Here is a 21,319-nt window from a genome sequence, read left to right as displayed (position 1 = left end):
CGCCGGCGCGGCTCGCGGCGCGACGGTGACGGCTCCGCGCCGGAGCGGACCTTCCTGGGGTTGTCCACCGCGCGTGCCGTGGTGCTGGCCGTGGTGGTGTGCGCGGTCGCGCTGACCCTGGCGATGCCGCTGCGCACCTACCTCACCCAGCGGGCCGACGCCGACCAGGTGGCCGCCGAGCGGGCCCAGCTGGAGGACGACGTCGCCCGGCTGACCCGAGAGAAGCAGCAGAACGACGACCCGGCGCACATCAAGGCGCAGGCCCGCGACCGCCTGCAGTACGTGATGCCGGGCGAGACCCCGTACCAGGTGCAACTGCCGGGTGCGGTCGCGCCGCCGGTGGAGAAGGTGAACAAGCCGAAGCACGACGGCGGCTCCTGGTACACCAACCTGTGGCGTCCGATCGCCGAGCCGCAGCCCGAGCCCGAGCCGACCCCGGCCGGGCCGGTGCCACCCGCGCCCCCGGCGCCCGCGCCCGCCCCTGCGGGATCGATGACCATGCCTGATCAACAAGGAGGGCCAGTCCGGTGACCGAGCCGACCGAGAACAATTCCACCCCCGAGATTCCCCGCGAGGACCTGGACGCGGTCGCCGCACAGCTGGGCCGCGACCCGCGCGGCGTGCTCGCCATCGCGTACCGCGCCCCGGACGGCGCCCCCGGTGTGGTGAAGACCGCGCCGCGACTGCCCGACGGCACGCCGTTCCCCACGCTGTACTACTTGACGGATCCGAGGCTCACCGCGGAGGCGAGCCGACAGGAGTCCGCCGGGGTGATGCGGGAGATGACCGAGCGCCTCGGGACGGACCCGGAACTGGCCGCGGCGTACCGGCGGGCGTACGAGTCCTACCTGGCCGAGCGAAACGAGATCGAGTCTCTCGGAACCGATTTCACCGGCGGCGGCATGCCGGACCGGGTCAAGTGCCTGCACGTGCTGATGGCGCACTCGCTCGCGAAGGGCCCGGGTGTCAACCCGCTCGGCGACGAGTCGGTGGCGCTGGCCGCGGAGGGCAAGCTGCGCGGGACCGCGATCCCCGCGGACTGGCCCAAGTACCAGCCGCCGACGGCGGAGGGCGAATGACCCGCGTCGCGGCCATCGACTGCGGCACCAACTCGATCAGGCTGCTGATCGCGGACTCCGACGACGCCGGCCGGTTGCACGACGTGCGCCGCGAGATGCGGGTGGTCCGGCTGGGGCAGGGCGTCGACGCCACCGGGCAGTTCGCACCCGAGGCGATCGAGCGCACCCGCGTCGCCCTCGAGGAGTACGCCGGGATGATTCGGGAGTCCGGGGCGGGCGCGGTGCGGATGGTCGCGACGTCGGCCACCCGGGACGCCGCGAACCGCGAGGACTTCTTCGCGATGACCCGCGAGGTGCTCGGCGCGGTGATCGCCGGCGCCGAGGCCGAGGTGATCTCCGGCGACGAGGAGGCACGGCTGTCGTTCGCCGGCGCGGTCGGTGAACTCGACCCGGCGGCAGGGCCTTTCGTGGTCGTCGACCTCGGAGGCGGTTCCACCGAGCTGGTCCTCGGCGACGGGGGAGGGGTGCACGCCGCGTACTCGACCGACATCGGCTGTGTCCGTCTCACCGAACGCTGCCTGCACGACGACCCGCCGACGGCCGAGCAGGTCGAGGCGGCGCAGGCCTTCGCGGCCGAGAAGCTCGGTGAGGCGTTCGACCGGGTGCCCGTCGAGCAGGCGCGCACCTGGGTCGGTGTCGCGGGCACCATGACCACCCTCGCCGCCGTGTCGTTGGACCTACCGGAGTACGACGCGGAGCGGGTGCACCTGTCGCGGATGTCGCTGGAGCGGCTGCACGAGGTCAACCACAGCCTTTTGCACATGACGCACGAGCAGCGCGCCGCGATCGCCACCATTCACCCGGGCCGCGTCGATGTCATCGGCGGCGGTGCGATCGTCGCCGACGTCCTCGGCAGGGAGCTCGCCCGCCGCGCCGGCATCGGCGAGCTGATCGTCAGCGAGCACGACATCCTCGACGGGATCGCGTTGTCGGTCCTGGCCGCGTCGGCCTGAGGTTTCATCGAGGTTCTCCGCCTGCGGGCGGGGAACCCCTCGCCCCCATAGCCCAATTGGCAGAGGCAGCGGACTTAAAATCCGCCAAGTGTCGGTTCGAGTCCGACTGGGGGCACCACCGATTGGATGCTCACCGCCGAGGTGCGCCCGAGCATCCCTGACACGCTCCCGCGAGGGCCACGACCGCCTAGGCGGGCCGCCGGCGACCTTCGCGCCGCGCTTCGTCGGCTCACGATCGGCGAGGGTGGGCCCCGGAATGGTCGGTTCGCCAGTCGCTTGCACGGGGGTCCACTGCTGGCCACCCCCGTACCGCAACGAGTCGGAAACGTCGGGGTTCGGGTACCGGCCCGGGGCCGGTGCGCGCATGCCCGCATCCGGCCCGGGGTACCGCCTGTCGGGAGTAGTCGAACGCAGACAAAAGGGCGTGCCGTGCCCGCACTCTGCCCACAACTGAGCGAGCAGTAGCGCACATGTGCGTGCACACAATGCGCTGGTCATGCCGGTAGTCCACACATCGCGGCAGGTCATGCAGGCGGCGGACAGTCGGTTCCAGTCGAACCCGAGGCGCCGCCGTTGGAGCGGACCTTCGAGATCGTCATCGACCAAGTCCGAGTCGTCTCGGCCCCGCGTATCGGCGTGCCGGCACGGCCTTGCGCTGCGGTCCCACCCGATCGACCGCCCCATTTGGCCGAACTGTGCCCGAGGTCACAGATATTCCTGCGTGTCGCTACGAACGTGCGTTGACCAGCGGAATCCCTATATCAGTTGACGGCGTAAAACAAGATCAATTTTTGATAACGAGTCGGTCACGATCGACAGAATTGAGATCCGTTCGTAACTTTGTCGCCAACGAAAGCCCGAGTCCGCAACCTGTCGGAGACCGGGCCCAGCCGACAAAGAACGAGGTGTTAACTGTGGGAACTCTCCGCAGCACGTTCCATCGCTCCAGTTCGCTCGCCGCCCGTTCGTCCGCCCCGCAGCGTCGCGGACTGGGCCGTGCCAAGGGTGTCGCCATCGCCGCCGTCACCGGCGCCATCCTGGCCGGGGGTGTGCCGTTCGGCGTCGCCACCGCGTCCGCCGCACCGGTCGCCCTTCCTCCGTTGCCCGCGGGTGCCGCGCTCCCCGCGCTGCCGGCCCCGGCCCCGCTGCCCGACGCCGCCGCCGCGCAGCGGTGGTTCGACGACCAGCTCAAGGCAGTCCTTCCGCCCAACTCGTCGGCCGTGCCGTCCAAGGCGCTAACTGTTCAGCCGGTCTCGGGCAAGCTCTCCTCCGGGTACGGCGCACGCTGGGGCTCGCATCACGGCGGAGTCGACATCGCGGCCGGCATCGGCACCCCGGTGCTGGCAGCCGCCGACGGTGAGGTCATCAACGCAGGAACGGCCTCCGGGTTCGGGCTGTGGGTGCGCGTGCGTCACGACGACGGCACCATCACCGTCTACGGCCATGTCAACGAATACCTCGTGAACGTCGGCCAGCGGGTCGTCGCGGGCCAGCAGATCGCGACCGTCGGCAACCGTGGTCAGTCGACCGGGCCGCACCTGCACTTCGAGGTGTGGGATCCGAACGGCAACCAGGTCGACCCCAACGTGTGGTTGGCGCAGCGTGGTGTCGCGGTGACCTGGTCGTAGAGCCAGACGCAAGACGAGCGGCCGCTCAGCAGGTTCCCTGCTGGGCGGCCGCTGTCGTGTTCCAGGTCTGGTCCGCTGTGGAGGTCGTGCGGGGCACGGCAACGGCCCTCTTCATGGCCGAGTGCATAGCAGACACGCTCCCAGTCATGGCGAGAACGCGTTACAACATCAAGATTCGGTTACGGTGGACGCGGTCGATATCGTTTTGTTATCTTCGATCGCGGACAAGGGCACAGGCCACAACCGAGGTCGCCCCCAACCCGATGTGACGAGGTACTTACCGTGGGCGATCACCGCAGGTCAGGCAGTCGATCCAACGTGTTCACGATCGACGCCGGCCCCATCCGCGGACGCCACCGCGTCGCCGCACCGCGTAACGGTGCGGGTGTGAAGGCCGCGACCGTGGCCGCCGCCACCGGCGCCGTCCTCGCCGGCGGCGCGCAGTTGGGCGCGGCCACCGCGTCGGCCGCCCCCGTCATCGCCCTCCCGACGCTGCCCGCGGGCGTGCTGCCCGCCGGTGTCGCCCTCCCGACCCACATCGAGCTGCCCGAGGGCGTCGAGCTACCCGGCATCGAGCTGCCCGAGAGCATCGACATGGGTTCCCCGATCGCCCTGCCGGACCTCGGTGGGGGTGTCGCGGCCGCTCAGCAGTGGGCCAACGACCAGCTCAAGACCGCCGCCCCGCTGAAGGCGCGCACCGTGCAGCCGGTCTCCGGGACCCTGACCTCCGACTTCGGTTCCCGCTGGGGAGCCCACCACGGCGGGCTCGACGTCGCCGCGCCGATCGGCACCCCGGTGCTCGCCGCGGCCGACGGCACCGTCATCTCCGCCGGCGCGGCCTCCGGCTTCGGGCTGTGGGTGCGGGTGCAGCACGACGACGGCACCATCACCGTCTACGGCCACGTCAACGACTACCAGGTCTACGAGGGCCAGCGGGTCAGCGCCGGAGACCAGATCGCGACCGTGGGCAACCGCGGTCAGTCCACCGGACCGCACCTGCACTTCGAGGTGTGGGACACGAACGGCAACAAGGTGGACCCCGGGAAGTGGCTGCGTGACCGCGGCGTCTCCGTCACCTGGCTCGGCCGCAACGCCTGACCGCTGGTCAGACTGGAATCAATTCCATAAGGTGCGATGAGGATCGGCGACGAGCCGGCCCCGAACACCCGAGGAGTTGCCGCGTGACCGAGACGATCGTGTCCAACCAGGAGCAGACGCTGTCGGCGCTCCTCGCCGACCGCTACAGCTGCCGATCCTTCACTCCGGAGCCCGTGCCGCACGAGGTGATCGAGCAGATCCTCGCGCTGGCCCAGCGCACCCCGTCCTGGTGTAACACCCAGCCGTGGCAGGTCGCCGTCACCGAGGGCGCGGCCACCGACCGCTTCAGGGACGGCCTGGCCGCGTACGTGCGGTCCGCGCCGCAGGAGCCGGACCTCGCCTTCCCCCGCGAGTACCGCGGCGTCTACCAGGACCGCCGACGCGAGTGCGCGATGGCGCTGTACTCGAGCGTCGGCGTCGCGGGCGACCGGGCCGCGTCGGCCGAGCAGACGATGAAGAACTTCGACCTGTTCGGCGCCCCGCACGTCGCGGTGATCACCACCGACGAGGCGCTGGGCACCTACGGCGCCGTCGACTGCGGCCTCTACGTCACCACCTTCCTGCTGGCCGCGCAGAGCCTCGGCGTCGCGACCATCCCGCAGGCCGCCCTCGCCGGCAGTTCGAAGTACCTGCGGGAGTTCTTCGCGCTGCCCGACGACCGGCTCGTGGTGTGCGCGATCTCGTTCGGCTACCCCGACCTCGACCACCCGGCGAACAACTTCCGCACCACCCGCGCCGCCGTCGACGCGACCGCGACCTGGGTGTCCGAGTAGGCCCGGCCGGCCACCTGAAACACTGGTACGCGTGCCGGTCCCCGAAGATCTCCTGTCCCAGCTGCGTAGGTTCCCCGACGTCGAGGCGCCGAACCTGTTCGCCGTGGACGGTGCGGACCGCCTGATCCTCGACGAGGCGGGCGCCGCGCTGCTCGCGGCGCAGCCGGGGACGGTCGCGGTGATCGGCGACCGGTACGGCGCGCTGACCCTCGGCGCGGTCGCCGGCTTCGGGGTGCGCTCGCCCCGCGTGCACCAGGACCCGCTGACCGGGGAGCAGGCGCTCGCCGCGAACGCGGAGCGCGCCGGGCTGGCCGGCAGCTACCGGTCCTGCGGGCTCGACGCGGAGCTGCTCGCCGGTGCGAAGGTGGTGCTGCTGCAACTGCCCCGCAGTCTCGCCGAGCTCGAGGAGATCGCGGAAACCGTTGCCCGCCACGCCGACCCGGACGTGGTGGTCTACGGCGGCGGTCGCGTCAAGCACCTGTCGGTCGCGATGAACGAGGTGCTCGCGCGCAGCTTCGCGGACGTCCACGCCACCTTGGGTCGGCAGAAGGCGCGGGTGCTCGTGGCCCGCGGCGCCCTCCCGGCGGCGTCGACCCCCGGCTACCCGCGGCGCGAACGGCTCGACGAGCTCGGCCTCGAGGTGGTCGCGCACGGCGCCGCCTTCGCCGGCACCAAACTCGACATCGGCACCCGGTTCCTGCTCGACCAGCTGCCGCGGATGAGCCCCGACGCCGCCACCGCGGTCGACCTCGGCTGCGGGACCGGGATTCTCGCCGTCTCCCTGGCGACGGCGAGACCGGAGCTGACGGTGATCGCCACCGACCAGTCCGCCGCCGCCGTCGCCTCGGCGGCCGCCACGGCCCGCGCGAACGGCGTCGAGGACCGGGTGACCGCCCTGCGCGACGACGCCATGTCCACCCTCGCGGACGCCTCGGTGGACCTGGTGGTGTGCAACCCGCCCTTCCACGTCGGCGCCGCCGTGCACACCGGCGGGGCCCTCGCGATGTTCCGGGCCGCGGGCCGGGTGCTGCGCCCGGGCGGGGAACTGTGGACCGTCTACAACTCGCACCTGGGCTACCGGGGACCGCTGCGCTCGTTCGTCGGGTCGACCGAGCAGGTGGCGCGGAACGCCAAGTTCACCGTCACCCGCTCGGTCCGCGACGCGTAGCGGACCACACGCGCTGACGGTGCGGACGGTAGAGTCCGAATTGTCCGTCCGAGGAATTTCGCCGCCGACCAGGCGCGGGAACCAACCGGCGGGGCCAGTCGTTTTACCAGCAACAGATCCACCCAAACGGGATTTTCCCGGAGCGGTCGGGCCACAGCGGCCCGACCCGGCTCACAGCGAGCCAGAAGAAGAAGGGACACGCACGGTGCGCACCTCCAGCAACCCGGTGTTCCGCAACCTCCCCAAACAGGAGGGCGGCGGATACGCCTCGTTCGGTTCTGCCACGGCGGGCGCCGGGCAGATGAGCCAGCAGTTCGGCCAGCCGCAGTACACCCAGGCCGAGCCCTACACCACCGGTCCGGCGCAGCGGGCCATGACCATCGACGACGTGGTCACCAAGACCGGCATCACGCTCGGTGTGCTGTCCATCTCGGCGATCATCTCGTACTTCCTGGTCAACAACGACGTGAACCTCGCGACGCCGTTCGTGATCGGCGGCGGCCTGATCGGCCTGGTGCTGGTCCTGGTGGCCACCTTCGGCCGGAAGATGGACAACCCGGCGATCGTCCTCGCATACGCGGTCGCGGAGGGCTTCTTCCTCGGTGCGCTCTCGTTCATGTTCACCGACATCACCTTCCAGGGTGCGGGCGGCGGCACGCTCATCGCGCAGGCCGTGCTCGGCACCTTCGGTGTGTTCTTCGGCATGCTGGTGGTCTACAAGACCGGCGCCATCCGCGTCACGCCGCGGTTCACCCGGATGCTGATCGGCGGCATGATCGGCGTGCTGGTCCTGGCGCTCGGCAACATCGTCGCCAGCTTCTTCACCCCGGGCGGCCTCGGCCTGCGCGACGGTGGCGCCGTGGCGATCATCTTCAGCCTCGTCTGCATCGGTCTCGCCGCGTTCAGCTTCCTGCTGGACTTCGACGCCGCCGACCAGCTGATCCGCGCCCAGGCGCCGGAGAAGGCGGCCTGGGGCGTCGCGTTCGGCCTGACCGTCACCCTGGTCTGGCTGTACGTCGAGATCCTGCGCCTGCTGAGCTACTTCAACAGCGACTAGTCGCACGCGCTCAACCCCCGAACGGGCGGTTACCGGGACAACGGCCGAGAGGCCTCCCCGGTAACCGCCCGTTCGGCGTTGTGGATCGATTCGCGGTTGTCCACAGGTCGACGGTTCGCCGGGATCGCGCATCGCCGAGGCGGCATGGTGAGCCGATGGGGGCACACGACGCACCGTTTCGGGGATCGAGCGCCATTGCGGCGGGGCTGGTCACCGAACACCAACTTCGCCATGACTTCGCCCGCATCTACCGCGACGTCTACGTGGCCAAACGGGTAGAGCTCACCGCCGCGATGCGGGCCCGTGCCGCCTGGGTCTTCGTTGCTCCGAACGCAGTCCTCACCGGGTTCTCGGCGGCGGCCCTGCACGGTTCCAAGTGGATCGACGTATCCGCTCCCGCCGAGGTGATCAGGTCGGGCCATCACCGGCCGGCCCCGAACCTGCTTGTGCACGACTACCGCCTCGAACCGGGTGAGAGCACCTTCGTCGAGGGAATGCGGGTCGCGACGCCGGCCCGGGCGGCGTTCGACCTCGGCCGACGGCTACCGCGGCGCGAGGCGATCGTGGCGCTCGACGCGCTCTGCCATGCGACCGGCCTGAAGCCGGAAGAAGTAGGCATGCTCGCGGACCGGCACCCCGGTGCTCGCGGAGTCACGGCGCTGCGGTCGTTCCTCGCCGATGCCGACGGCGGTGCCGAGTCCCCGCCCGAGACCCACACCCGGTTGGAGATCATCGACGCCGGGCTGCCCCGGCCGGAGACGCAGATCGTGATCGTCGGTGAGGACGGCTGGGAGTTCGCCCGCTCCGACCTGGGCTGGCGGGAGTGGCGGGTGCTCGTGGAGTACGACGGCGAACACCACTGGAAGCAGCGCCGCCAGCGGGCGTGGGACATCGAGCGACTGGCGAGAATCGAGGCGCTCGGCTGGGCCGTTGTGCGGGTCGGAGCAGAGTTGCTCTACGACCGACCGGCCGCGCTGATCCGGCGGGTTCGCGAGAAACTGCTCGCCGCCGGGGCCCCGGTATGAAACGAACGGGCGGTTACCGGGGAGGCCTCTCGGCCGTTGTCCCGGTAACCGCCCGTTCGTGGTGGTGCAGAAGGACTAGCTGAGGCGCTCGAGCACCATCGCCATGCCCTGGCCGCCGCCGACGCACATGGTCTCGACGCCGAAGGTCTTGTCCTGCTCACGCAGGTTGTTGATCAGCGTGTTGGTGATGCGGGCTCCGGTCATGCCGAACGGGTGGCCCAGGGCGATCGCGCCACCGGAGACGTTGATCTTGTCCTCGTCGAGGTCGAGCGCGCGGGCGGAGCCGAGGACCTGCACCGCGAACGCCTCGTTGATCTCGTACAGGTCGATGTCCGAGGTGGTCATCTTCGCGTAGCCGAGGGCCTTCTTGACGGCCTCGATCGGACCCAGGCCCATGATCTCGGGGGACAGGCCGGTCGCGGCGGTGGCGACAACGCGCGCCAGCGGGGTCAGGCCGAGGGCCTTCGCCTTGGTGTCGCTCATGATGACGAGCGCGGCGGCACCGTCGTTGAGCGGGCAGGCGTTGCCGGCGGTGACGGAGCCGTCGGGACGGAAGACCGGCTTGAGCTGGCTGATCTTCTCGTAGCTGGTGCCGGCGCGCGGGCCGTCGTCGGTGGAGACGACGGTGCCGTCGGCGAGGGTGACCGGGGTGATCTCCTTGGCGAAGAAGCCGCGGTTGATGGCCTCCTCCGCGCGGTTCTGGCTGCGGACGCCCCAGCGGTCCTGGTCCTCACGGCTGATGCCGGTGAGTGAGGCGACGTTCTCGGCGGTCTGGCCCATGCCGATGTAGACGTCCGGGATCAGGCCGGCCTCGCGCGGGTCGGACCAGGCGATGCCGCCCTGGGCGCCCAGCTCGGTGCGGGCCTGCGCCTCGGCGTACAGGGCGTTCTTGGTGTTCGGCCAGCCGTCGGCGGTGCCGGTGGAGAAGGACGAGACGGACTCGACACCCGCGGAGATGAACACGTCGCCCTCGCCCGCGCGGATGGCGTGCATGGCCATCCGGGTGGTCTGCAGCGAGGAGGAGCAGTAGCGGTTGACGGTGACGCCGGGCAGGAAGTCGTAGCCGAGCGTGGTCGCGACGACCTTGGCGATGTTGTAGCCGGACTGGCCGCCGGGCTGGCCACAGCCCATCATCAGGTCGTCGATCTCGGTGGGATCCAGCTCGGGGATCTTCGCGAGCGCTGCGGCGACCATCTGGGCGGCCAGGTCGTCGGGACGGATGTCCTTGAGCGAACCCTTGCCGGCGCGGCCGATGGGCGAACGTACAGCGGAGACAATGACGGCCTCAGGCATGAGAACTCCTTGCAGTAATCGGTGTGCGTGGTGGGTGCCACACACGGTGGATTTGACCCAGACGTTACGTGGCGCTTTCCGCGCGCTGGCGACGCCGTCGGTCATCGACGATTTTCAGTACCCCGGATGTCGGTTCCGGTGCCACCTCGACGGCCCCGTCGACGCCCTGCCGGTCGCGTCGGGCGCTGTCGCGTCGCCACAGGAAACGGTTGGCGGCCTGGGTGATTCGCGATGCCAGCCGACGCGACTCGGCGGCCTCGGACACCGCGGGCAGGTCCGGCAACGGGCCGCCGTCCCATTCACCGAGAGCCGCCGCCAGCACGGGCAGCAGTTGCCGGGCGGCCAGGTCGTATCCCGCGGCCGACGGGTGGAAGCGGTCCGCCGAGAACATGTCGTCGGGGGCGGCGAGGAACTCCGGTGCCAGCAGGTCCGCGAGGGGCACCGGGTGCCCGCCGTTGGTGAGCACCGCCGTCGCCTGCGCCCGCGCCAGCCGATGCCCCCACTCCCGGACGACGGTGCGCAGCGGCTGCGGGATCGCGGTGACCACGCCCAGGTCGGGGCACGTGCCGACCACGACCACGCTGCCCGCCCGGCGCAGCCGAGCCGTCGCGTCGCCGAGCCGGCGGGCGGAGGCGTGCACGGCGTTCTTCGCGGTCACGTCGTTGGCGCCGATCAGGATCACGGCGGCGTCCGGTGGCGGTCCGGCGACGAACATCGCGTCGATCTGGCCGCAGAGCCCCTTCGAGGTGGCGCCGCCGATGGCCTTGGTGCTCAGCCGCACCCGCTTGCCCGTCTCGTCGGCGAGGCCCCGGGCCAGCCGCACCCCGGGCACCTCCTCGGCGCCGGCGCAGCCCACCCCGGCGGCGGTGGAGTCGCCGAAGATCATCAGGTGCAGGTCGAAGGGGACGCCCGGCCACCACCGCTGCGGCGCCGCGCACCCGGCGGTGTAGATGCCGTCGGCCTCGGGCGGCTTGGCGACGTTACGGCCGATCACACCGCGCGCGGCGGAGGCCTGACCGTTGAGGTAGCGGTACAGCGCCCACGAGGCGGCTCCCGCCGAAGACCCCGCGACGGCCGTCGCCGCGCCCGCCTTCGTTGCCGTCTTCCATCCGCTGCTGGGCACCGCAACACACCTTCCGTCGCCGGGTGGGCCGCCTGGCGACAAACCTAGTGCGAAAGTGTCGTCCGCGTCGTTCTGCGGACCAGGTGTTGCCGATACGGCGCGCTCTGGGAGCATGGACCCATGCGCATCGCGGATCATGTCGTGGACCTCATCGGAAACACTCCGCTGGTCAAGCTGAATTCGGTGGTCGGCCCCGGTTCGGGACTGGTGGCGGCCAAGATCGAGTACCTCAACCCGGGCGGCAGTTCCAAGGACCGGATCGCGGTCAAGATGATCGACGCCGCCGAGGCATCGGGCGAGCTCAAGCCCGGCGGCACCATCGTCGAGCCGACGTCGGGCAACACCGGGATCGGGCTGGCGCTGGTGGCGCAGCAGCGCGGTTACAAGTGTGTCTTCGTCTGCCCGGACAAGGTCAGCGAGGACAAGCGCAACGTCCTCAAGGCGTACGGCGCCGAGGTCGTGGTGTGCCCGACCGCGGTCGCCCCGGAACACCCGGACAGCTACTACAACGTCTCCGACCGCCTGGCGCGCGAGCTGCCCGGCGGCTGGAAGCCCAACCAGTACTCCAACCCGGGCGGGCCCGCGAGCCACTACGAGACCACCGGACCCGAGATCTGGCGGGACACCGAGGGCAAGGTGACGCACTTCGTCGCCGGCGTCGGCACCGGCGGAACCATCACCGGCACCGGCCGCTACCTCAAGGAGGTCTCCGGCGGCAAGGTCAAGGTCATCGGCGCCGATCCCGAGGGTTCGGTCTACTCCGGCGGCACCGGCCGGCCGTACCTGGTCGAGGGCGTCGGCGAGGACTTCTGGCCGTCCGCCTACGACCCGTCGATCCCGGACGAGATCATCGCGGTCTCCGACGCCGACTCGTTCGACATGACCCGCCGCCTGGCCCGCGAGGAGGGCCTGCTGGTCGGCGGCTCCTGCGGCATGGCCGTGGTGGCCGCGCTGCGCGTCGCCGAGCGCGAGCCCGACGCGGTGATCGTGGTGCTGCTGCCCGACGGCGGCCGCGGCTACCTGTCGAAGATCTTCAATGACAAGTGGATGTCCTCGTACGGCTTCCTGCGCAGCCGGCTCGACGGCACCGTCGACGAGCCCACCGTCGGGGACGTGCTGCGCGCCAAGTCCGGCGAGCTGCCGGACCTGGTGCACACGCACCCGTCGGAGACCCTGCGCGACGCGATCGAGATCCTCCGCGAGTACGGCGTCTCGCAGATGCCGGTGGTCGGCGCGGAACCGCCCGTGATGGCCGGCGAGGTGGCGGGCAGCGTCAGCGAGCGCGACCTGCTCTCCGCGGTCTTCGAGGGCCGCGCGCAGCTCGCCGACTCCGTCGAGAAGCACATGAGCGCGCCGTTCCCGCTGATCGGTGCCGGCGAGCCGGTCACCGCGGCGACCAAGGCGCTCGGCGACACCGACGCGTTGATGGTGGTCGAGGACGGCAAGCCGGTCGGCGTCATCACCCGACACGACCTGCTCGGGTTCCTCAGCGCGGGATCGTAAACCTCCGTCGGACCGGGCGGCCCTTCTGGTCGCCCGGTCCCTCGGCCCGCTGGCTAGGCTGGTCGGCATGAGCGAGCAGGGATTCTCCACAAAGGCCATCCACGCCGGCTACGAGCCGGACCCGCAGACCGGTGCGGTGAACGTGCCGATCTACGCGAGTTCCACCTTCGCCCAGGACGGCGTCGGCGGCATGCGTAACGGGTTCGAGTACGCGCGCACCGGCAACCCGACCCGGCGCCCGCTCGAGGCCAACCTGGCGGCACTCGAGTCCGGCACCTACGGCCGCGCGTTCGCCTCCGGCATGGCCGCCACCGACTGCCTGCTGCGGTCGGTGCTGCGGCCGGGCGATCACCTGGTGATCCCGAACGACGCGTACGGCGGAACCTTCCGGCTGATCGACAAGGTGTTCACCGAGTGGGGGATCGAGTACACCCCCGCCGCGGTGTCCGACGTCGATGCGGTCCGCGCGGCGATCCGGCCGAACACCAAGCTGGTGTGGGTCGAGACCCCGACCAACCCGCTCCTCAACATCGGCGACATCGAGGCCATCGCCGCGGTCGCGCACGAGGGCGGCGCGAAGCTGGTGGTGGACAACACCTTTGCGTCCCCGTACCTGCAGCAGCCGTTGAGCCTGGGTGCGGACATCGCGCTGCACTCGACCACCAAGTACATCGGCGGGCACTCCGACGTGGTGGGCGGCGCGCTCGTCACCGACGACGAGGAACTCGACACCAAGTTCGCCTTCCTGCAGAACGGTGCGGGCGCGGTGCCCGGACCGTTCGACGCGTTCCTGACCATGCGCGGCATCAAGACCCTCGCGCTGCGGATGGACCGGCACTGCGACAACGCCGAGCGGGTGGTCGAGCTGCTCGCCGGGCACGCCGCCGTCTCCCAGGTCATCTACCCGGGCCTCGAGTCGCACCCCGGCCACAAGGTCGCCGACAAGCAGATGCGCCGGTTCGGCGGCATGATCTCGGTCCGGCTCGCCGGGGGCAAGCAGGCGGCGCTCGACTTCTGCTCGCGCACTGAGATCTTCACGCTCGCCGAGTCTCTCGGCGGCGTCGAGTCGCTGATCGAGCACCCCGGCGCGATGACGCACGCGTCGACCGCCGGTTCGGCTCTGGAGGTGCCGGACGACCTGGTGCGCCTGTCCGTCGGCATCGAGGACGCCGCGGACCTGCTCGCCGACGTGGCGCAGGCGCTGGCGTAGGCAGCTCCGCTGCCCGTGCGTGGTTGACGTGTCCACGGACCGGTCAACCACGCACGAGCAGCATCGCCGCCTAGGGTGGCGTGATGGAGTTGGTGACACGGGAACAGATCGCGGAGGCCGCAGCGCTGCTGCGGCCGGTGGTGCGCCGGACCCCGATGCTGCAGTCCCGGGTGCTGTCCGAGCGGACCGGTCACGAGGTCCTGCTCAAGTGCGAGAACCTGCAGCACACAGGATCGTTCAAGGTGCGTGGCGCCTACTGCCGGATGGCGAACCTGAGCCCGGCGGAACGGGCCCGCGGGGTGGTGGCGGCCAGCGCCGGCAACCATGCGCAGGGGGTGGCCTGGGCGGCGGGCCTGCTGGGGGTCGAGGCGACCGTGTTCATGCCGGTCGGGGCGTCGCTGCCGAAGCTCGTCGCGACCCGGGCCTACGGCGCGACGGTGCACCTGCGTGGCGGGACCGTCGACGAGGCGTTGGTGGCGGCCCGCGACCACGCCGAGCGGACCGGCGCGATCCTCATCCACCCCTTCGACCACGCCGACGTGGTGGCCGGCCAGGCCACGGTCGGTGTGGAGATCCTCGACCAGGTGCCCGACGTCGGCACGATCCTGGTGCCGACCGGCGGCGGGGGACTGCTCGCCGGCATCGCGGCCGCGGTGAAGGCCGTCCGCCCGGAGATTCGGGTCGTCGGCGTGCAGGCGGCGCAGGCGGCGTCCTGGCCGGGTTCGCTGGCGGCGGGCAGACCCCTTGCCGCGCAGTCGTTGTCGACCGTCGCCGACGGCATCGCGGTGGGCCTGCCGGGGGCGGTGCCGTTCGTGCACGTCGCGGCGCTCGTCGACGAGGTGGTGACGGTCGGTGAGGACGCGCTCTCGCGGGCGCTGCTGCTGTGCATGGAACGGGCCAAGCTGGTCGTCGAACCGGCCGGTGCCGCCGCGGTGGCGGCGCTGCTCACCGGGCAGTCCGGGCTGCTCGCGGCGGACGGTCCGGTGTGCGCGGTGCTCTCCGGCGGCAACATCGACCCGCTGCTGTTGACTCATGTGCTCACCCACGGCCTCGGTGCGGCCGGGCGGTACCTCGCTGTGCGGGTACGGATCCCGGACCGGCCCGGCGGACTGGCCACGCTGCTGGAGAAGGTCGGAGCGTCCGGTGCGAGCGTCGTCGACGTGTGGCACTCGCGCACCGGCGCCGCGCTGGACCTCAACGAGGTGGAGGTGCTGCTCACCGTGGAGACCCGCGGCCCCGACCACCGCGCCCAGGTGCTGGCCGCGCTCGATGCCGCGGGCTACGAGGTGCGGGTCCAGGACTGAGAGGTCACGGCCAGCCGCCGAGGCGGGTGACGTGGCGGTCCCGGTCCACCAGGCGCGCGGGCAACTGCAGTTGCCGGAGCCAGGCGGTCGCGCCGTCGCCCATCCGCACCGCGGCCTTGCCGGCCGCCGCCGCGCGGAACGCGGACTCGGCGACCACCGTGACGGTCCGCCAGCGGGGCGGTTCGTCGGGGTGCGGGTGCAACGGGGAGACGGTGCTCGCGGTGGCCAGGCCGTACCCGGACGGGATCGACACCTGGCAGGACGGGTCACCGGGCAGGTCCTCGACCTTGATCTGCCAGCCGGGGTCCGGTTGCGGTCCGGCGGTGGACACGTCGCCGCCGAGACCGACCAGGACCCCGCAGCCGAGCAGGGTCGCGACCTCCTCCGCGCAGCGGTCCGCGGTGACCGGGCGTGACGTCGCGGTCAGGTCGAGGGCTGTGCCGGCCGGCAGGGTGACCTCGCCGTCGTGCACCACGACCGACCGCCAGGCGCGCGGCCGCGGCGCGTCGACGACGGGGTCGAGGGCGCCGTCGGTGAGCTCGGCGGCCTCGAGTGCTCGCCGAACCTGTTGTGCCAGTGCAGCACTCAAGCGCACGGGCCGACCTGCCGCATTGTTGAGTGCTGCCAGCTCGGAGTCCTCGCGGATCCCGTTGGCGACGACATCGGCGCCGGCGAGGTGCCCGCGCACCAGGTGCCATGCGGAATCGAGGAGGGCAGGGTCGGCGACCACCACCGTCGCCCGTACGCCCCACATGGACCAGCTCTTGGTGGCCTTGTCCACGACCGCGGTCACGACCCACCCGAGATGACGTCGAAGCGTCCGGTGCCGGCGCGGACCACTGGAGCGGCCGGCGCGAGGACCCGGGACGCGGAGACCGACTGCCCGGCGACGGCTGCGGCGCCGAGGGCGAGGGGCGCGGCGGCCAGCGAACCGACACCGAGCGACCCGAGGCCCAGGGCCCCGACCACTCCGGACGCCGCGATCGCGCGTCGTACCCGGGAGGGCCGGTGAGGGTGGTTGGCCGATTCGACGCTCTGCTGGTCGACGGGACGGCCCGGGACGGGTTGTGGTGCTGACGGCGTGACGCTCACGAACTCCAGCCTCCGCCTCGTTCCTGAGAACTGTCTGAACTTTGGCTGGCAATTGCCGGAACAGGTAACACGGCGCCGAAATGTCTCGATACTGGGAGCACATCAGCGAATGGTGGGCAAAACGTTAGGCAAGGTGACGAAATTGCTCCGCAGTGACGTCCCAAGTCTTACCGTTGTACGCAATTGGACCTCGAAGCAGTTTGGAGTTGCGAATGCCGGTTGATCCCGCCGCGGTTATCGTGGCTGTTGCGACCGCTCTGGGCGGACTCGTACAGGGTGCAGACATTCCACTTCCGGTCAAAGACCAAGTAGCGCAAGTGATTCAATCGGTCGAGGCGGCATCGCCCGCCGCGTCCAAGCAGTTGGACGACGCGATCGAGATGCTGCCCGAGCAGGTGCAGGGACAGGCCCGGCAGACGGTCTCGGACGCGGCCGCCGCGGCCTCGGACGCGGCGCGTCCGTACCTGCCGCCGGAGCCGCCGGCCGCAGCGGTCGTACCGGCCGCCCCGCCAGCGGCGCAGCTACCGCCGCCCGCGCCGGCGCCCGCCGTGGCCGCACCACGTTACGAGACCCCGCCGGCGTTGGCGGACATCCCGTTCGCCGGTGACCTCTCCCGTGCGGTGTCGTCGCTGCCCGCGGCCTTCCCCGGGGTGTCGCTCGCGCCGATCGGGGCCATCGCGGTGTTCGTGCCCTGGCTGCAGAAGGCCGGCCAGATCTGCGACGGCGTCAAGGCACCGACCCTCGCCGCCCTGTACAACGCGGAGAACGGCTTCCGGTTCGGTCCTACCGCGCCGGTCTCGCGGGACGGCGCGAAGGGTCCCGGTCAGTTCATGCCGGGTACCTGGGAGAAGTACGGCAAGGATGCGGACGGCGACGGCAAGGCGGACATCCTCGGCGTCGCGGACTCGGTGATGGCGTCCGGCCACCTGCTGTGCGACATGTACGGCGAGATCGACGGTTGGAAGAAGCAGGGCCTGGTCCAGGGCGACACGCTGGACCTGACCATCGCGGGCTACAACGCCGGCGTGGGTGCGGTACGCCGGTCGGCGGGCATGCCGTCGGGTCTCCCGGACTACGAGAACCAGACCAAGCCGTACGTGAAGAAGATCCGGGCCACCGAGGCCCAGTTCGCGATGCTCCTCGCGCCCTTCTTCGGTAACTCCGACGGCAGCATCGGCAGCAAGGTCGTCGAGGCCGCGCTGCGGTTCATCGGGCTGCCGTACGTGTGGGGCGGCGGCAACGTCAACGGCCCGTCCGGCGGCGGCTTCGACTGCTCCGGCCTCACCTCGTACGCGGTGTACGCGGCGACCGGCGACAAGCTCACGCTGCCCCGTACCTCCGAGACGCAGTGGAACATCGGCGTCGAGATCCCGTTGGAGGCCGCCCGGCCGGGCGACCTGCTGTTCGGCAACTGGCAGTCGGGCGGGCCCGGACACGTGGCGATCTACATGGGCAACGGGCAGATGGTGCACGCACCGCAGACCGGCGACGTGGTCAAGGTGGGCCCGGTGTTCGACGGGATGAAGGTCCGCCGCATCCTGTGAGGTGGCGGCGGCGCTTCGGCGTTTCGGCGGGGCAGATGGGGTCGCATACGATCGTCGGGTGACCGATTCGAGCGATGCCCGCGACGACCTCTTCGACGACGGCTTCGCCGATGCCGCTATGGCGCTGTTGCGTGAGCGGGGCCCGCAGTCCACGGAGGACTGGGCGAACCTGCTGGCCGAGGCGGGGCACGGGCCGGCCGACGAGTTGGCCGAACTCATCGCCTACCTCGACGCACCCGGGCTCGGCTACCTCACCGACGGTCGCTACGCGGCGCTCGACACGGCGCTCGAGGGGCGGGTGCTCACCCATCGGATGTCCGAGGCGGAGATCGCGTCGGGCATCCTCGACATCGTCCCGGACCTGACGCCGCTGACCGCGCTCGTCGCGCCGGGCGGTCCGGACGCCGACGAAGAGTTCAGCGTGGTCTTCCCCGACTTCGACGCCGAGGTGTTCGCGGAGCGGGGACGACTCGACACGGACGCCCCGGAGCTGGAACGGCTGCTGCTGCAGCCCGACGCGTTGTACGGGTACGCCGCCGGCGACCTGATCGGGCTCGGGTTGGCGGGCGGAGAGTTGCGTCTGGTCCGCGTCGACCGGACGGAGGAGGCTCCGGAACTCGCGGACCGACTGGGCGACATCATCGCCGAGGGCAGCGCGGAGCCGTCGGACTCGGTCCTGTGGCAGCTGATGGCCGACGACCCGGCACTGTTCACCATGCCGGTCGCGCCGCTCACCGAGCTGATCGAGGCCGCCGGCTACACCTGGGAGAGCGACTACCTCGCGGTCCGCGGGTTCGACTTCGACGCCTTCCACCGGGCCACCCGGGTCGGGATCATCGCGCGCGAGCACGAACTGCACGCCGAGGAGGCCGGCGCGGTGGTGGACTTCGCCTACCTCGTGCGCGAGGTGGCCGAGGCGACCGAGCACGGCGAGGACCCGATGGCGTTGGCGCTGGAGCGGGTGGCCGCGTCGCCCGAGGCCTACGTCGGCCTCGCGGACCCGGTGAGCGCAGCCGCCGCGCTCGACCTCGCGGCGGGGCCCGAGGACGACCGGACCGCGGCGCTGCACGCCGTCGCGGTGGCGCTGCTCGAACACGCGCCGCGGCGGGCGAAGGCGTCGGCGCACTGGATCGCGGCCAAGGCCGCGGACCGGCTCGGCGACGTCTCGGCGGCGGTGGCGCACTACGAGAGCGCGCTGGACCGGGACCCGGACTGGGTGCCCGCGATCTTCGACCTCGCGCTGCTCGCCGCGGACGCGGGCGACGCGACCCGGGCGCAGTCGCTGCTCGGGCGCATCGAGGGCGGGGAGTCGGAGGCGCTGCACGAGGTGCTGCAGCGGTACCAGGCCGCCGAGCATCCCGGCCTCGGCCGCAACGACCGGTGCTGGTGCGGGTCCGGCCGCAAGTACAAGTCGTGCCACCTCGGCCGGTCGGAGCTGACGGCCGACGACCACGCGACCTGGCTGTACACCAAGGCGCAGCTCTTCGCGCGGACACCGGAACTGTTCGACCTGCTCTACAGCCTCGCCGAGATCCGGGCCGGCTACTGGTCCGACGAGGACGCCCTGCCCCGCGCGCTCGAGGGCGGCCTGGCCGTCGACGTCACGTTGTTCGAGGCCGGCGTGTTCGAGCTGTTCGTCGAGCGCCGGGGCGAACTGCTGCCGGCCGGGGAACTCGAGCTGGCCCGCCAGTGGCTCGGCACCGCGCGATCGGTGTACGAGGTGCTGGCGACGGCGCCCGGCGAGTCGTTGACGCTGCAGGACCTGCGCGGCGGTGACCCGGTCGAGGTCACCGACGAGTGGGGCAGCCGCAGCTTCGACGTCGGGGCACTGCTGTGCGCCCGGGTGCTGCCCACCGGGGAGTCGATGCGGGCCCTCGGCGGGATGGAACCCGTCGACCCGGATGCGCGCGACGAGCTGCTCGACCTGCTCGCCGCGGACGACGTGGAGCCGGATCAGCTGGTCGAATTCCTGGGCCGGCACTTCGCGTCGAGCTGACCGCCCGGTCCCGCCGCCCGCCCCGCACGTCCCGGTCCCACCGTGGGACCGGGACGGCACCGGGCGCCGGCCGGCACAACACAAAACCCCGGCCCGAGCCGAGGCTCGAACCGGGGTCGTGAAGGAAGCAGACGCGCGTCAGGCGTGGTAGGGCTCCGCGCTGACCAGCGTGACCTTCATGGTCTTGTTGTTCGGCAGCGTGTACTCCCGGGTGTCGCCGACGGTCGCGTTGAGCAGCGCCGCGCCGAGCGGGGAGTTGGGGGAGTAGACCTCGAGCTCGTTGTTCCGAACACCCTCCTCACGAGTGGCAATCAGGAACGTCTCGGTGTCGGTGTCGTCGCCGTCGTAGTAGACCTTCACCACGGAACCGGGCAGCGCCACGCCGGACTGGGTGGGCGCCTCGCCGACCTTGGCGTTGTTCAGCAGGTCCTGCAGCTGACGAATCCGCGCCTCCTGCTGACCCTGCTCCTCGCGCGCGGCGTGGTAGCCACCGTTCTCCTTGAGGTCGCCCTCTTCGCGGCGCTCGTTGATCTCGGCCGCAATGACCGGACGGTTGGCAATGAGCTGGTCGAGTTCGCTCTTGAGCCTGTCGTGGGAATCCTGGGTCAACCAGGTCACCTGGGTCTCGGTCATGCTCGATCACTCCTCGTAGTCGGAACCCTCGCGGGCCCCCCGGGCTGACCGCTGAACTCCAGCGGTCGACGGTGGCAGCGCGCGCGGTCCCCCGGAAAGTGTGATCCCCCGGTTGGCTCAGTCATGTGAGCAGTACACCCTGCCGCCAATGCAGCAATACACGGTTCCAGTCAGGAACCGTGTACCTGCGAATTCTAGCACGAAGGGGGTTTTTGCAGACGGAGGTCGAGTTCCGGTGCGCGTCGCCGGTCAGCCGGCGGTGAGGTATCCGGGGGTCTCGTTGCCGCAGCCGTAGATCTCCGCGATCGCCGGTCGCTGCGAGGTTCGGATGGGCAGGGTGATCTCGACAGTGCCGCTCTCCGACGGCGAGACGTACACCTCGCGGCGGCCGGTCTCCGAGCCGTCCTGGGAGCGGGCCCGCACGATGCACACAGCGGGGTCGGACGGCACCTCGCGGGTGACGGTGAACCGGACCCCGATGGTGGACTCGTTGACGATGTCGTAGGAGATGACCTGCGCTTCGACGTCCTTGTTGTCGAACTTGTTGTAGCCGAGGAACGCGAGCGCGACGCCGAGGGCGATGACGCCGATACTCAGCACGACCGCGAGGATCCGGGACCCGCGCAGGCTGCGCTGGGGGGTCGGGTAGCGGTCGGCGGGCAGGTTCTCGGTCATCGGCTCAGCTCTCGTACAGCGGTCCGGGCGAGCTGCGTCGCCCGGCGGGGCGCACCATCTTCCGGCGGCTGGGCAGGGCCACGGCTGACGTCGGAGGTATCGGGTGGAACTATAGGGGAAGGACAACGGCGTGCCGGTGGCGCGGTCCGCCGAACCGTCCGGCAG

20 protein-coding genes and 1 tRNA gene are annotated in these 21,319 nt (G+C 71.0%); 15 read left to right on the top strand and 6 right to left on the bottom strand.

From position 1 onward, the window contains the following. The 10 genes from RT2_RS20990 to RT2_RS20945 all read left to right on the top strand — a co-directional run. Positions 1–531: FtsB family cell division protein (locus RT2_RS20990; protein WP_371851190.1), on the top strand; the 531-nt coding region annotated here is incomplete at its 5' end. Then, complete coding sequence (locus RT2_RS20985; RefSeq protein WP_072846738.1) at positions 528–1,079, top strand: DUF501 domain-containing protein; 552 nt, start codon at positions 528–530, stop codon at positions 1,077–1,079. The genes RT2_RS20990 and RT2_RS20985, both read left to right, overlap by 4 nt. Continuing rightward, positions 1,076–2,032, top strand: coding sequence for a Ppx/GppA phosphatase family protein (locus tag RT2_RS20980; protein ID WP_072846737.1), 957 nt, complete (start codon positions 1,076–1,078; stop codon positions 2,030–2,032). The genes RT2_RS20985 and RT2_RS20980 overlap by 4 nt, the downstream gene beginning before the upstream one ends. A gap of 41 nt (positions 2,033–2,073) precedes the next feature. Next, positions 2,074–2,150: transfer RNA gene (locus RT2_RS20975), tRNA-Leu, on the top strand. An 871-nt stretch (positions 2,151–3,021) separates the two neighbouring features. Next, entirely contained in the window at positions 3,022–3,660 is a 639-nt protein-coding gene (locus tag RT2_RS20970) for a M23 family metallopeptidase (protein WP_072846747.1), read from the top strand. Between the two features lie 282 nt (positions 3,661–3,942). Then, on the top strand, positions 3,943–4,758 hold the full coding sequence (locus RT2_RS20965; protein WP_072846736.1) for a M23 family metallopeptidase: 816 nt from the start codon (positions 3,943–3,945) through the stop codon (positions 4,756–4,758). A gap of 83 nt (positions 4,759–4,841) precedes the next feature. Then, a complete protein-coding gene (locus RT2_RS20960) occupies positions 4,842–5,531 on the top strand; it encodes a nitroreductase (RefSeq protein ID WP_072846735.1) in 690 nt (229 codons plus the stop codon). 31 nt (positions 5,532–5,562) lie between these two features. Continuing rightward, a complete protein-coding gene (locus tag RT2_RS20955) occupies positions 5,563–6,699 on the top strand; it encodes a class I SAM-dependent methyltransferase (protein WP_083577528.1) in 1,137 nt (378 codons plus the stop codon). A gap of 205 nt (positions 6,700–6,904) precedes the next feature. Beyond that, complete coding sequence (locus tag RT2_RS20950) at positions 6,905–7,756, top strand: Bax inhibitor-1/YccA family protein (protein WP_072846733.1); 852 nt, start codon at positions 6,905–6,907, stop codon at positions 7,754–7,756. Between the two features lie 155 nt (positions 7,757–7,911). Beyond that, entirely contained in the window at positions 7,912–8,781 is an 870-nt protein-coding gene (locus tag RT2_RS20945; RefSeq protein ID WP_072846732.1) for a hypothetical protein, read from the top strand. Positions 8,782–8,856: 75 nt separating this feature from the next. Here the strand turns inward: RT2_RS20945 and RT2_RS20940 are convergent, their stop codons facing one another. Together RT2_RS20940 and RT2_RS20935 are read right to left on the bottom strand one after the other, a co-directional pair. After that, on the bottom strand, positions 8,857–10,074 hold the full coding sequence (locus RT2_RS20940; RefSeq protein ID WP_072846731.1) for an acetyl-CoA C-acetyltransferase: 1,218 nt from the start codon (positions 10,072–10,074) through the stop codon (positions 8,857–8,859). A gap of 64 nt (positions 10,075–10,138) precedes the next feature. Next, positions 10,139–11,197, bottom strand: coding sequence for an SGNH/GDSL hydrolase family protein (locus tag RT2_RS20935; RefSeq protein WP_092776323.1), 1,059 nt, complete (start codon positions 11,195–11,197; stop codon positions 10,139–10,141). A 120-nt stretch (positions 11,198–11,317) separates the two neighbouring features. Between RT2_RS20935 and RT2_RS20930 the strand changes: the two genes are divergently transcribed. From RT2_RS20930 to ilvA, 3 genes are all read left to right on the top strand, one after another. After that, a complete protein-coding gene (locus RT2_RS20930) occupies positions 11,318–12,700 on the top strand; it encodes a cystathionine beta-synthase (protein ID WP_072846730.1) in 1,383 nt (460 codons plus the stop codon). A gap of 67 nt (positions 12,701–12,767) precedes the next feature. After that, complete coding sequence (locus RT2_RS20925) at positions 12,768–13,910, top strand: cystathionine gamma-synthase (protein ID WP_072846729.1); 1,143 nt, start codon at positions 12,768–12,770, stop codon at positions 13,908–13,910. A gap of 83 nt (positions 13,911–13,993) precedes the next feature. Next, positions 13,994–15,214, top strand: coding sequence for a threonine ammonia-lyase (gene ilvA / locus RT2_RS20920; protein WP_072846728.1), 1,221 nt, complete (start codon positions 13,994–13,996; stop codon positions 15,212–15,214). Between the two features lie 4 nt (positions 15,215–15,218). Here ilvA and RT2_RS20915 read toward each other — a convergent pair whose 3' ends face one another. Both RT2_RS20915 and RT2_RS25600 read right to left on the bottom strand, forming a co-directional pair. Next, complete coding sequence (locus tag RT2_RS20915) at positions 15,219–16,007, bottom strand: FAD:protein FMN transferase (protein ID WP_245709472.1); 789 nt, start codon at positions 16,005–16,007, stop codon at positions 15,219–15,221. Continuing rightward, positions 16,004–16,306: a hypothetical protein gene (locus RT2_RS25600; protein ID WP_139191247.1), complete on the bottom strand. Its 303-nt coding sequence runs from the start codon at positions 16,304–16,306 to the stop codon at positions 16,004–16,006. Before RT2_RS25600 ends, RT2_RS20915 begins: the two co-directional genes overlap by 4 nt. A gap of 212 nt (positions 16,307–16,518) precedes the next feature. Between RT2_RS25600 and RT2_RS20905 the strand changes: the two genes are divergently transcribed. Then, positions 16,519–17,850: a C40 family peptidase gene (locus RT2_RS20905; RefSeq protein WP_072846726.1), complete on the top strand. Its 1,332-nt coding sequence runs from the start codon at positions 16,519–16,521 to the stop codon at positions 17,848–17,850. A 58-nt stretch (positions 17,851–17,908) separates the two neighbouring features. Beyond that, positions 17,909–19,846, top strand: coding sequence for an SEC-C metal-binding domain-containing protein (locus tag RT2_RS20900; protein WP_245709473.1), 1,938 nt, complete (start codon positions 17,909–17,911; stop codon positions 19,844–19,846). A 138-nt stretch (positions 19,847–19,984) separates the two neighbouring features. Here the strand turns inward: RT2_RS20900 and greA are convergent, their stop codons facing one another. Both greA and RT2_RS20890 read right to left on the bottom strand, forming a co-directional pair. Beyond that, entirely contained in the window at positions 19,985–20,479 is a 495-nt protein-coding gene (gene greA, locus RT2_RS20895; RefSeq protein WP_072846725.1) for a transcription elongation factor GreA, read from the bottom strand. A 249-nt stretch (positions 20,480–20,728) separates the two neighbouring features. Next, a complete protein-coding gene (locus RT2_RS20890) occupies positions 20,729–21,154 on the bottom strand; it encodes a DUF4307 domain-containing protein (RefSeq protein WP_072846724.1) in 426 nt (141 codons plus the stop codon). Positions 21,155–21,319 lie beyond the last annotated feature (165 nt).

This window comes from Rhodococcus tukisamuensis NBRC 100609, from assembly GCF_001894985.1.
Taxonomy (GTDB): Bacteria; Actinomycetota; Actinomycetes; order Mycobacteriales; family Mycobacteriaceae; genus Rhodococcus_G; species Rhodococcus_G tukisamuensis.
The sequence above is the reverse complement of the archived record's forward strand: the minus strand, read 5'-3'. Positions and strand labels throughout refer to the sequence as shown.